Annotated in this window: 8 protein-coding genes; 2 read left to right on the top strand and 6 right to left on the bottom strand. The window is 68.5% G+C overall.

Features of this window, described 5'->3' with window-relative positions; translation table 11 throughout:
• Window positions 1-19 precede the first annotated feature (19 nt).
• Window positions 20-508 carry a D-glycero-beta-D-manno-heptose 1-phosphate adenylyltransferase gene (rfaE2, locus tag ACN6O8_RS11425; RefSeq protein WP_427991167.1) on the top strand — a complete coding sequence of 163 codons (489 nt, stop codon included), beginning with the start codon at window positions 20-22 and terminating at the stop codon, window positions 506-508.
• 15 nt (window positions 509-523) lie between these two features.
• On the opposite strand, the gene ACN6O8_RS11420 is transcribed toward rfaE2, so the two are convergent.
• The 6 genes from ACN6O8_RS11420 to ACN6O8_RS11395 all read right to left on the bottom strand — a co-directional run bounded on the left by ACN6O8_RS11420 (window position 524) and on the right by ACN6O8_RS11395 (window position 7,756).
• A complete protein-coding gene (locus ACN6O8_RS11420) occupies window positions 524-1,855 on the bottom strand; it encodes a TolC family outer membrane protein (protein WP_427991166.1) in 1,332 nt (443 codons plus the stop codon).
• 98 nt (window positions 1,856-1,953) lie between these two features.
• A complete protein-coding gene (locus tag ACN6O8_RS11415; RefSeq protein WP_006386870.1) occupies window positions 1,954-2,634 on the bottom strand; it encodes a protein-L-isoaspartate O-methyltransferase family protein in 681 nt (226 codons plus the stop codon).
• 194 nt (window positions 2,635-2,828) lie between these two features.
• Window positions 2,829-3,671: a bifunctional hydroxymethylpyrimidine kinase/phosphomethylpyrimidine kinase gene (gene thiD / locus ACN6O8_RS11410; protein ID WP_241133388.1), complete on the bottom strand. Its 843-nt coding sequence runs from the start codon at window positions 3,669-3,671 to the stop codon at window positions 2,829-2,831.
• The gene (locus ACN6O8_RS11405; protein ID WP_006386872.1) at window positions 3,668-4,477 is read right to left on the bottom strand and encodes a thiazole synthase; all 810 of its coding nucleotides are present in this window, start codon (window positions 4,475-4,477) and stop codon (window positions 3,668-3,670) included. The genes thiD and ACN6O8_RS11405 overlap by 4 nt, the downstream gene beginning before the upstream one ends.
• 257 nt (window positions 4,478-4,734) lie before the next feature.
• Entirely contained in the window at window positions 4,735-5,655 is a 921-nt protein-coding gene (locus ACN6O8_RS11400; RefSeq protein ID WP_427991165.1) for a cobalamin-binding protein, read from the bottom strand.
• A 55-nt stretch (window positions 5,656-5,710) separates the two neighbouring features.
• Complete coding sequence (locus tag ACN6O8_RS11395; protein ID WP_427991164.1) at window positions 5,711-7,756, bottom strand: TonB-dependent receptor; 2,046 nt, start codon at window positions 7,754-7,756, stop codon at window positions 5,711-5,713.
• A 454-nt stretch (window positions 7,757-8,210) separates the two neighbouring features.
• On the opposite strand from ACN6O8_RS11395, the gene metH reads away from it, so the two are divergent.
• Window positions 8,211-11,984, top strand: coding sequence for a methionine synthase (gene metH, locus ACN6O8_RS11390; RefSeq protein ID WP_427991163.1), 3,774 nt, complete (start codon window positions 8,211-8,213; stop codon window positions 11,982-11,984).
• Window positions 11,985-12,113: the final 129 nt, after the last annotated feature.

Raw genomic sequence — 12,113 nt, 5'->3', positions numbered from 1 at the left:
GCCGTCGTACAATCGCGGCATGCCAGCCGCCCGTTTCGAATCCAAAGTCCTGTCCCGCGACGACTGCGTCGCCGCCGTTGCCGCCGGCCGCCTGCCGCGGCCGCTGGTGTTCACCAATGGCGTCTTCGATATCCTGCACCGGGGCCACGCCACCTACCTGGACCAGGCCGCCCAACTGGGCGCCACGCTGGTCGTGGCGGTCAACACCGATGAGTCGGTGCGCCGCCTGGGCAAGGGCGCCGAACGTCCGCTCAATCGCCTGGAAGACCGCGCCGCGCTGCTGGCGGCGCTGGGCTGCGTCACCGTGGTCACCGCGTTCCACGAGGACACGCCGGAGGCCCTGATCGGCCAGCTCAAGCCGGATCTGATCGTCAAGGGCGGCGACTACGACATGGAAAAATTGCCCGAGACCGCCCTGGTCAAGACCTGGGGCGGCCGCGCGGTGGCGATTCCGTTCGAGTTCGAGCGTTCCACCACGGCGCTGGTCAGGAAGATCCAGGGCGCCTGAGGCGGCGCCCCGGGCTTAGCGCGGCTCGCGCAGCAGGCGGTTGATGGCTTCCAGATCGGCTTCGCCCAGGATGCCGCTGGTGGCCTTCAGGCGCAGCCCCGACAGCACCGTGCTGTAGCGCGCCAGCGCCAGGTCGCGCTGGGTGGCGTAAAGCTGCTGCTGGGCGTTGAGCACGTCCAGGTTGATGCGCACGCCCACTTCGTAGCCGGTGCGGTTGGCCTCGACCGCGGCGCGGCTGGATTTCTCGCCCGCTTCCAGCGCCTGGATGCGCGCCAGGCCGCTGGTGACGCCGGTGTAGTACTGGCGCGCGGCCTGCACCGCCTGGCGCCGCGCGGCCTCGAAGTCGTGGCGCGCCTTCTGTTCCAACTGCACCTTTTCCGTCACCTGCGACGACACGCCGCCGCCCGAATACAGCGGAATCGACAGCACCACGCCGATGGTGCTGTCGATCGGCTTGCCCGGCGTGGCGTTGCGCATCACCGCGTCGCTGGCGCTGCCGCTGGTGGCGCGCAGGTTCAGGGTGGGGTAGTGGCCGCTCTTGGCGATCTGGATCTCGCGGCCGGCGATGCGGGTCAGCAATTGGGCCCGCAACACCTCCAGGCTGGAGGATTCGGCCTGGTTGCTCCAGTCGGCCACCCGCGCCGGCTGCGGCGCGGGCAGTTGCACGCCGGCCGGCAGTTCGGCCAGCGCTCCGGGCGGGTTGCCGATGATCCGGGCCAGCTCGTCGCGGCGCACGTCCAGGTCATTCTGCAGGCGCAGTTCCTGGGCCACCACCAGGTCGTAGCGGGCCTGCGCTTCGTAGGTGTCGGTGATGGTGGCGTTGCCCAGCTCGAAATTGCGCTTCGCCGATTCCAGTTGGCCGGCCACGGCGGCTTTCTCGGCCTCGGTCGCGGTCAGGGCGTCCTGGGCGTACAGCACGTTGAAATAGGCGTCGGCCACGCGCAGCAGCAGGTCCTGGTAGGCCTGCCGCAATTGCACTTCGACGTCGGCCACGACCAGCTTGGACTGCTCGTAGTTCTGCCAGCGGCCCCAATCGAACAGCGGTTGGGTCAACGCCAGATCCCAGACGCCGCGGCCGCCGCTGTAGGCCATGCTCAGGCCGCGGGTGCTGCGGGTCTCCTGGTAGGCGCCGCCGACGCCGGCCGAGACTTCGGGCAGCAGCAGGGCGCGGGCCTGCGGTTCTTTTTCCAGGCCGGCGCGATAGTTGGCGCGCGCCGCGGCGTAGATCGGGTCATTGCCGAGGGCGGCCTGCCACACCTGCAACAGGTTCTGCGCGCAGGCGGCGGACGGGCCGACGCTTGCGGCGGAGGTAAATACCAGTAAAGCCGTAAGCAGTCGGACGCGCATGATGTATCAGGAGGAGGGGGGCTGCTCCAGGGAGTCCGGGCGGTGGCCCGTGGCCGGACGCGCCGGCGCGGCGGAGCCGTGCGGCCCCGCCAGGGGACTCAGAATTTGAACTGCGACACCGTGGCGCCGCGCAGGGGCTTGATGACCGTTTCGAACAGATTGACGGTCTCGAAGCTGGCGGCGGTGGTGCGGGTGATGCGACAGGCCGTCATGACGGGCGCCTGGCCGACGACGACGACCAGGCGGCCGCCCACGCGCAACTGGTACTTGAGCGCGTCCGGCACGACCGGCACGGAACCCGTCACCAGAATCGCGTCGTATTCGGTGGAGCCCCAGCCGTTGCGGCCGTCGCCGGTTTCGACCTTGACGTTGGTGACGTTGTTCATCTGCAGGTTCTGCTGCGCGAACGTGACCAGGCGGCTGTCGATCTCGACCGAGGTGACCTGCTGCGCCAGGTAGCCCAGCAGGGCGGCCTGGTAACCCGAGCCGGTGCCGATTTCCAGCACGCAGTCGGACTTGCTCAGTTGCAGTTCCTGGGCCAGGCGGGCTTCGACCTTGGGGGCGAGCATGGTCTGGCGGGTGTTGACCGCGTTGATTTCCAGCGGCAGCTCCAGGTCGGAAAACGCCAGGGCGCGCAGGGCCGGCGGAACGAACTGTTCGCGGCGCACATCGAACAGTGCTTGCAGCACGTTGGCGTCCAGGACGTCCCACGGGCGGATCTGCTGTTCCACCATGTTGAAGCGGGCTTGTTCTACGTCGGGCAGGGTCGAAGCGTTCATGACGGTCGGAAAAAAAGCGGAGGAATCAACTGACCATTGTACCGATTCGTAGCGTCCTGTGACGCCACCGGGCGGGCCGGCGGGTTATCGCCTGGGGAAAGCGTCCGCCGGCCCGGCGCTTTCGGACGCAGTGAGGGGGTATTGCTTGGCGCGGGAAGGGCCGTCAAGCGGGCACGGCAGCGTCCTCCCGGAGCTCACCACCAGGCGTGGAAGTGATGCACCGGGCCGTGGCCCGAACCGACCGACAGGCGTTCGGCGTGGCGGATGGCCTCGGTCAGGTAGGCCTTGGCGCGGCGCGCGGCCTCGGGCACGTCCTCGACCTGCGGCAGCAGCGCGGCCAGGGCGGCCGACAGGGTGCAGCCGGTGCCGTGGGTGTTGGCGGTCTCGATGCGGTGGCCGGGCAGCTCGATCATGCGGTCGCCGTCGTGCAGCAGGTCGATGGTGTCGTTGCCGGGCAGGTGGCCGCCCTTGACCATGACCCAGCGCTGGCCCGAGTGCGCCAGTTTGTTGCGCAGGCGTTCGGCCACGCGCCGCATTTCCTTGACCGTTTCCACCGGCCGCTCTTCCAGCAGTACGCCGGCCTCGGGCAGGTTGGGGGTCAGCAGCGTGGCCTGCGGCAGCAGGGCTTCGCGCATGGCGCCGACGGCATCGCGCTCCAGCAGCAGGTCGCCGCTCTTGGCCACCATGACCGGATCCAGCACCACGTGGGCCGGCGTCCATTTGGCCAGCTTCTCGGCCACCACCTGGATCACCGGCTGCTGGCCGAGCATGCCGATCTTGACGGCGTCGATGCGCACGTCGGCGAACAGAGTGTCGATCTGCTGGCCGACGAAGGCCGGCGGCACCGGCGAGATGCCGGTGACGCCCTGGGTGTTCTGGGCGGTGAGGGCGGCGATGACGGCGCAGCCGTAGGCGCCCAGGGCGCTCATGGCCTTGACGTCGGCCAGGATGCCGGCGCCGCCGGACGGGTCGACGCCGGCGATGGTCAGCGCGTTGGGGATCGGGCGGCCATTGGCGGCCGGCTGGCGGCTGCTCATTTGGCGGCGCCGGGGGCGGCGGTGATGAGGCCTTCGGTGGGCGAGCTGGGCGCGCCGCTGTAGAGCTTTTTCGGCATGCGGCCGGCCAGGAAGGCCTCGCGGCCGGATTCCACGCCCTTCTTCATGGCGCTGGCCATCAGCACCGGGTCGCGCGCGGCGGCGATGGCGGTGTTCATCAGCACGGCGTCGCAGCCCAGTTCCATGGCGATGGCGGCGTCCGAGGCGGTGCCCACGCCGGCGTCCACCACCACCGGCACGCGGGCCTGGTCGATGATCAGGCGCAGGTTCCAGGGGTTCAGGATGCCCATGCCGGAGCCGATCAGCGAGGCCAGCGGCATCACGGCCACGGCGCCCATGTCTTCGAGCATGCGGCACTGGATGGGATCGTCGGTGCAATACACCATGACCTGGAAGCCTTCATCCACCAGCGTCTTGGTGGCTTTGAGGGTTTCGGGCATGTTGGGGAACAGCGTGTGCGGATCGCCCAGCACTTCCAGCTTGACCAGGGCGTGCCCGTCGAGCAGTTCGCGCGCCAGGCGCAGCGTGCGCACCGCGTCGTCGGCCGAGTAGCAGCCGGCGGTGTTGGGCAGCAGGGTGAACTTGGACATCGGCACGTAGTCGAGCAGGTTGGGCTCGCCCGGGTTTTGGCCGATGTTGGTGCGGCGGATGGCGACCGTGACGATCTCGGTGCCGCTGGCGTCCAGCGCGGCGCGGGTCTGTTCGAAGTCCTTGTACTTGCCGGTGCCGACGAGCAGGCGCGACGAATAGGCGCGGCCGGCGATGGTGAGGGTGTCTTGAGTGGTCATGGCGGTGTGTCAAAGGGCGGGCGCGCGCTGCGGAACCCGCGGGGGCTGGCTGATCATCGGGCGGATCAACGGGGTGATCACGGTTAGGCGAATCATAAAGCACGGGGCGGCGTGTCTGTCCTCGCGGCGGGCGTGCGGCGTTCCGGAAATCGCGCTTGGCGCGCAGCCGTGGGGCGCGCCAATGACCCGGTTGCGGGCAGGGGTATCGGTGGCGAGCGCCGCGATGCCCAGGACCTGTGCGAGGCGGTCGCCGCGCCCTAGGGCTGGCGCAGCCGATCCAGGTCGGCGCACAACAGCTCGGCCGCGTCGATCAGGCGCGGGCCGGGGCGGTAGAGCGCGTCGGCGTCGATGCCGTAGACGTGGCCGGCCAGCGCCGCCGGCAGGCCCATGGCGCGCCAGGCGGCCAGGTTGCGGGCGGTGTCGGCGGGTGTGGCGACGCCGGCCAGCACCGCGTCGGGACGCGCCGCCAGCACGCTTTCCAGCCCGACCTGCGGCGCCACCACGGGCGCGTCGCCGAACACATTGACGCCTCCGCACAGGCGCAGCGCGTCGCTGACGATGCTGGCGTGGTTCAGGGTGTAGATGGGGTCCAGGCCCGCCTGCACGAACACGCGCACCGGCGCGCGGCCGGCGTAGCGCGCGGCCAGCGCGTCCAGGCGCGCGCGCAGGGCCTGGGCGGCGGGGGCGGCCCGCGCCTCGGTGCCGAACAGCACGCCCAGGCGTTCGACCGCGCCGGGGATGGCCGCCAGCGTCTGCGGGTCGCTGTAGTAGACGGCCACGCCCAGCTTGTCCATCACGCGCGCCAGCGGCGCGGCGGCGGAGGGTTGCCAGGCGATGACCAGGTCGGGCCGGGCGGCGGCCACGCGTTCGGGATCGGGCTGCGTGCCGTCGCCGATGACGGGCAGGGCGCGGGCGGCGGGCGGATAGTCGCTGCCGCGGATGGTGGCCACCAGATAGTCGCCGGCGCCGGCCGCGTAGACCAGTTCGGTGGCGTGCGGCGCCAGGGTGACCGCGCGCCGCGCTGGCGCGGCCAGGGTGATCAGGCGGCCGCGATCGTCGCGCGCGTGGATCGCCGCCGGGGTGTCGGCCGGGGTGTCGGCAGAGGTGCCGGCCGCCGCCGGGCCCGGGGCGGACAGCAGCCCCAGGAGGGCGAACGCAACGGCGCGGACGGAGGTCATGTGAAGCATCGATACGGTCGGCGTGGAACAACGCCGACTATATCGGATCGACCGCTCAATAACGCACCGTGAGGGACGCGTAGAAGTTGCGGCCGGGCGCGGGGTACAGGTTGTAGTTGGCAACCGGGCCCAGCATCTGGAACGAGGCATCGCCGCCACGGATGCCGTAGGTGGCGTACTTGCGGTCCAGCAGGTTGTTGATGCCGAACGCGCCTTCGATGTTGCGGGTGAACTTGTAGGCCACCTTGGTATTGAAGAGCACGTAGGCGTCCAGTTGCGTGTCGAACTGGTTGGCCTGGTCGTTGTCCATGCGCGACTTGCCCACGTACTGCGCCGTCACGTTCCACAGGAACGCGTCGGTGGGGCGCCAGGTCACGCCGGCGTTGGCCAGCCACTTGGGCGCCAGCGGCACGGTCTTGCCCGACAGATCGACGCCGGCGTAGGTGCCCGAGCGGAATTGCGCTTCCATCCAGGTCAGGTTGGCGTCCAGCGTCAGGCTGCTGGTCAGCTTGTGGTGGCCTTCCAGTTCGATGCCTTGGCGGCGGGTCGGATCCAGGTTGATGTTGGCGCCGGTGCCCGGGCCCCACATGCCGTCGGCCAGCGGGTTGTACTGGATTTCGTTGGTCAGGTCATAGCGGAACCACGACAGGCGCGCGCTGCTGGTGTCCGAGGCCCAGGTCACGCCCAGTTCCTTGTCGGTGGAGGTCTGCGGCGCCAGCGGCGACTGCACGGACAGGGCCTCGTCGGCGTTGGGCAGGCGGAAGCTGCGGCCGACCTTGCCGTACAGGCCGAAACCGGCGGGCAGATCCTGGCGCACGCCCAGTTGCCAGGCGGTCAGGTGGTGGCCCTTGTCCGATTCCTCGCCCGAGCCGGAAATCACTTCGAGCTTGTCGGAGGCGTACTGGCGGCGCGCGCCCAGGGTGATGTAGGTGCTGTCCGTGGCGCGGATCTGGCCCTCGGCGAACAGGCCATACTGGTGCTGGCGCGACTGCCACTTGGACGGCGCGAAGTCGTAGTAGGCGTTCTGGTCGGAGGTGGTCTTGGCTTGCTGCGCGTCGGCGCCGAGCACCACGCTGTGGCCGCCGTTGATCGGCAGGCGATAGCGCAGGCTGGCCAGGTTCTCTTCCAGCTTCTGCTGGCGCAGCGTGTCGCCGAAGCCATCGTACGACAGGCCGTTGAGCTTCTTTTCGCGGGTCGAGGCGTCGGCGTACAGCGTGCCGACGCCGAGCTGCTGCTCGACCTGCAGGCCGAAGGTGGTGCTGGTGGTCTTGACGTAGTCGATCTTGTTCTTGGCGCCGCGCGGGTCGCTTTCGAACTGGTTTTCGCCCGTGGTCGGGTTGATCAGGCGCGGGCCCGGCAGGTCCAGCTTCTGCGTGGTGGTGTTGCCGTACAGGCGGATCGAGCCGTTGTCGTGGCGGAAGGTGATGCCGCCGCCGCCGCCCTCGCGGCTTTCGCCGCTGTGTTCGCGGTAGCCGTCGCTGTGCAGCGACTGCAGGTAGGCGTCCACGCCCACCTTCTGGTTGTTCAGGGCGACGGCGGCGTCGTACTGGCGCAGGCCGTAGCTGCCGAAGGTGGCGGTGGCGCGGGCCGTGACCGGTTCCTTGGCGAAATCCTTGCGGGTGATGATGTTGATCACGCCGCCGGTGGCGCCGCCGCCGTATTGCACCGAGCCGCTGCCGCGCACGATTTCGACGCGCTCGACCTGATCCAGCGGCACCACGCCCAGGCTGGGGGCCGACAGGTCGTTGGTGTTCTGCTTGACGCCGTCGATCATGATCAGCGTGTTGCTGGCGCCGGTGATGCCGAAGCCGCGCAGGTCGACGATGGCGTTGTCGCTGGCGCTGGTGGTGTTGACCAGGTGGATGCCGGCCTGCGTCGACAGCAGGTCCTGCATGGTGCGGGCGCTGCTGGCGGCGATGTCCTCGGCGGTGATGACCGAGATCGACACCGGCAGGGTGCGGCCGTCGGTCGGCACGCGCTGGGCGGTCACGGTGACGGTGTCGAGTTCGGGGGCGGGGGTGGCGGCTTGCTGGGCGGCGGACAGGGCCGGGGCGGAGCAGAGCAGGGCACCGGCGTAGCGCCGGATGGAGCGGGATTTCATCTACAAGACCTCGATGCGACCCGCGACCCCGCAGGTCAATCACGATGGGGAGGGCGCCGCGATCCGCGCCGCGCCCCTGTGCGGAGCGCGGGCGCCGGACGGGCGTCCTGGCGATCGAACAGGCCGGTATCGGGCTGCCATGGGCGCATCGCGCGCATGGGGACCGTTGCGGGGGCAGCACAGGCTGGATACCCTGACCGGCCGGCCTTGTGGGCGGCGGGGCGGACGTCTTCCTGTTTCCCGTTTACCTTTCGCACGCGGACCGGCAAGTGTTGCGTTCTTGCCTGTCCCGATGCGCCGAAAGCACCGGTTCGGGGCCGAAACTGTATCATCGCGGGCCGTAACAGGGTCTGTTTTGTTACGATCAGGGCTTGATTTTTCGGCGTTTATCGCATTTTCGCGACATTCGCGCCGTCTTCCCTGCCGTCCAAAACCCCTCCTTCCGGACCCGAACGTGTCGTATCCCCGCCTGCCTTACCCGCCCGAGAGCTTCACCCGCGGCGGCGATTTCGCCCGCCTGCTGGGCCAGCGCATCCTGATCCTGGACGGCGCCATGGGCACGATGATCCAGCGCTACAAGCTGGGCGAGGCCGATTTCCGCGGCGAGCGCTTCGCCGGCCATGGCAAGGACCTGAAGGGCGACAACGAACTGCTGTCTCTGGTGCGGCCGGACGTGATCTCGGAGATCCACCGCCAGTACCTGGAAGCCGGCGCCGACGTCATCGAGACCAACACCTTCGGCGCCACCTCGATCGCGCAGGGCGACTACGACCTGCCGGAACTGGCCTACGAGCTGAACCTGGTGTCCGCGCAACTGGCGCGCCAGGCCTGTGACCAGTACAGCACGCCGGACAAGCCGCGCTTCGTGGCCGGCGCGCTCGGCCCGCAGCCCAAGACGGCGTCGATCTCGCCCGACGTGAACGACCCGGGCGCGCGCAACGTCACCTTCGACGAGTTGCGCGTGGCCTACGTTGAACAGCTCAACGGCCTGCTCGATGGCGGCATCGACATCGTCCTGATCGAAACCATCTTCGACACGCTCAACGCCAAGGCCGCGATCTTCGCCACCGAGGAAGTGTTCGAGCAGCGCGGCATCCGCCTGCCGGTGATGATCTCGGGCACCGTCACCGACGCCTCCGGCCGCATCCTGTCGGGCCAGACCGTCGAGGCCTTCTGGAACTCGGTGCGCCATGCGCGGCCGGTCACCATCGGCCTGAACTGCGCGCTGGGCGCGGCGCTGATGCGCCCGTACGTGGCCGAGCTGTCCAAGATCTGCGACACCTACGTCTGTGTCTACCCCAACGCCGGCCTGCCCAACCCGATGGCCGAGACCGGCTTTGACGAGACCCCGGCCGACACTTCCGCGCTGCTGGAGGAATTCGCCCGCGCCGGGCTGGTGAACATGTCCGGCGGCTGCTGCGGCACCACGCCCGACCACATCCGCGCGATTGCCGACAAGGTCGCGGCGCTGACGCCGCGGGTGGTGCCGGAGATCCCGGTCAAGACCCGCCTGTCGGGCCTGGAGCCGCTGAACATCGACGAGGACACGCTGTTCGTGAACGTGGGCGAACGCACCAACGTCACCGGCAGCAAGATGTTCGCGCGCCTGATCCGCGAAGAGAAATACGACGAGGCGCTGGCGGTGGCCCGCCAGCAGGTCGAGAACGGCGCGCAGATCATCGACATCAATATGGACGAGGCGATGCTGGATTCGGTGGCGTGCATGCACCGCTTCCTGAACCTGATCGCCTCCGAGCCCGATATCGCGCGCGTGCCGGTGATGATCGACAGCTCCAAGTGGGAAGTGATCGAGACCGGCCTGAAGTGCGTGCAGGGCAAGCCGGTGGTCAACTCGATCTCGATGAAGGAAGGCCTGGAGCCGTTCCGCCACCACGCCCGCCTGTGCCGCCGCTACGGCGCGGCGGTGGTGGTGATGGCGTTCGACGAATTGGGCCAGGCCGATACGCTGGAGCGCCGCAAGGAGATCTGCGGCCGCGCCTACAAGATCCTGGTCGAGGAAGAGGGCTTTCCGCCGGAAGACATCATTTTCGATCCCAACGTGTTCGCGGTCGCCACCGGCATCGACGAGCACAACCACTACGCCGTCGACTTCATCGAGGGCACGCGCTGGATCCGCGAGAACCTGCCCCATGCCCGCATCTCGGGCGGGGTCTCGAACGTGAGCTTCTCGTTCCGCGGCAACGAGCCGATGCGCGAGGCCATCCACACCGTGTTCCTGTATTACGCGGTCAAGGAAGGCATGACGATGGGCATCGTCAACGCCGGCCAGTTGGGCGTCTACGCCGATCTGGATCCCCAGCTGCGCGACCTGGTCGAGGACGTGGTGCTGGACCGCGCCGAGCCGGTCGGCAAGACCGACCCGGCTGACGAACGCACGCCGACCGAGCGCCTGGTGCAGTTCGCCGACACGGTGAAGGGCTCGGGCGCCAAGAAGGAAGAAGACCTGGCCTGGCGCAATGCGGAGGTCGAGGCGCGCCTGTCGCACGCGCTGGTGCACGGCATTACCGCCTTCATCGTCGAGGACACCGAAGAGGTGCGCCAGAAGATCGCCGCGCGCGGCGGCCGGCCGATCGAGGTGATCGAAGGCCCGCTGATGGACGGCATGAACGTGGTGGGCGACCTGTTCGGCGCCGGCAAGATGTTCCTGCCGCAGGTGGTGAAGTCGGCGCGCGTGATGAAGCAGGCCGTGGCCCACCTGATCCCCTTCATCGAAGAGGAAAAGCGCCAGATCGCGGCCGCCGGCGGCGACGTGCGCGCCAAGGGCAAGATCGTCATCGCCACCGTCAAGGGCGACGTGCACGACATCGGCAAGAACATCGTGTCGGTGGTCCTGCAGTGCAACAACTTCGAAGTCGTGAACATGGGCGTGATGGTGCCCTGCGCGCAGATCCTTGAAAAAGCCAAGGAAGAGAACGCCGACATCGTCGGCCTGTCCGGCCTGATCACGCCCAGCCTGGAAGAGATGGCGTACGTGGCCTCCGAGATGCAGCGCGACGAGTATTTCCGCAGCCGCAAGGTGCCGCTGATGATCGGCGGCGCCACCACCAGCCGCGTGCACACGGCCGTGAAGATCGCCCCGAACTACGAAGGCCCGGTGATCTACGTGCCGGATGCCAGCCGTTCGGTGGGCGTGGCCACCAGCCTGATGTCCGACCAGGCGCACGCCTACCTGGCGGAACTGGCCGAGGAATACGAGGACGTGCGCCGCCGCCACGCCAACCGCAAGGCCACGCCGATCCTGCCGCTGGTCGAGGCGCGCGCCTCGCGCCCGCGGATCGACTGGGACAGCTACACGCCGCCGCGCCCCAAGTTCATCGGTCGCCGCGCCTTCAAGAGTTACGACCTGGCCGAGATCGCCAAGTACGTGGACTGGGGCCCGTTCTTCCAGACCTGGAGCCTGTTCGGGCCATTCCCGGCGATCCTGGACGACAAGGTGGTGGGCGAGCAGGCGCGCAAGGTCTATGCCGACGGCCAGGCCATGATGAAGCGCATCATCGAGGGCCGCTGGCTGACCGCCAATGGCGTGGTCGGCTTCTATCCGGCCAACCGCGTCAACGACGAGGACATCGAGGTCTACAAGGACGAAAGCCGCAGCGAAGTGCTGTTTACCTACCGCAACCTGCGCCAGCAGGGCGCCAAGCGCGAGGGCGTCAGCAACAAGTCGTTGGCCGACTTCATCGCGCCCAAGTCCAGCGGCAAGCTGGACTACATCGGCATGTTCGCGGTGACTGCCGGCCTGGGCATCGAGAAGAAGGAGGCCGAGTTCGAGAAGGCGCTGGACGACTACTCCGGCATCATGCTCAAGTCGCTGGCCGACCGCCTGGCCGAAGCCTTCGCCGAATGCCTGCACGCGCGCGTGCGCCAGGACCTGTGGGGCTACGCGCCCGACGAGGCGCTGTCCAACGACGACATGATCGCCGAGAAGTACGTCGGCATCCGGCCGGCGCCCGGCTATCCGGCCTGCCCGGAACACGTGGTCAAGACCGACATGTTCCGCGTGCTGGACGGCGCCGACATCGGCATGATGCTGACCGACAGCTACGCCATGTTCCCCGCTTCGAGCGTGTCGGGCTTCTACTTCAGCCACCCGCAGTCGCAGTACTTCAACGTCGGCATCATCGGCGAAGACCAGTTGCAGGACTACGCTGCCCGCAGCGGCCGCAGCATCGAGGATCTGAAGCGCACCCTGGCGCCGAACCTGGGCTGAGTCGGTTCGCACCGCCGCGCCGGGGCCGCCCGGCATTCAAGCGCCGCCCCGGTTCATCCGGCGCGGCGCTTGGTCTTATTGGTCTGGTTTACCAAAAAAATAGTGGTAAACCATGATGTGCCAAATTGG

Source organism: Achromobacter sp., assembly GCF_050285565.1.
Classification (GTDB): domain Bacteria; phylum Pseudomonadota; class Gammaproteobacteria; order Burkholderiales; family Burkholderiaceae_B; genus Achromobacter.
Note: the sequence above shows the minus strand (reverse complement) of the source record. Positions and strands in the feature narration are given on the sequence as shown.

Bases quoted from the DNA above. Each gene is read 5' to 3' on its own strand.
- ACN6O8_RS11400 (WP_427991165.1), bottom strand. From the start codon at position 5,655: ATGACCTCCGTCCGCGCCGTTGCGTTCGCCCTCCTGGGGCTGCTGTCC.
- ACN6O8_RS11395 (WP_427991164.1), bottom strand. From the start codon at position 7,756: ATGAAATCCCGCTCCATCCGGCGCTACGCCGGTGCCCTGCTCTGCTCC.
- ACN6O8_RS11415 (WP_006386870.1), bottom strand. From the start codon at position 2,634: ATGAACGCTTCGACCCTGCCCGACGTAGAACAAGCCCGCTTCAACATG.
- rfaE2 (WP_427991167.1), top strand. From the start codon at position 20: ATGCCAGCCGCCCGTTTCGAATCCAAAGTCCTGTCCCGCGACGACTGC.
- ACN6O8_RS11405 (WP_006386872.1), bottom strand. From the start codon at position 4,477: ATGACCACTCAAGACACCCTCACCATCGCCGGCCGCGCCTATTCGTCG.
- thiD (WP_241133388.1), bottom strand. From the start codon at position 3,671: ATGAGCAGCCGCCAGCCGGCCGCCAATGGCCGCCCGATCCCCAACGCG.
- ACN6O8_RS11420 (WP_427991166.1), bottom strand. From the start codon at position 1,855: ATGCGCGTCCGACTGCTTACGGCTTTACTGGTATTTACCTCCGCCGCA.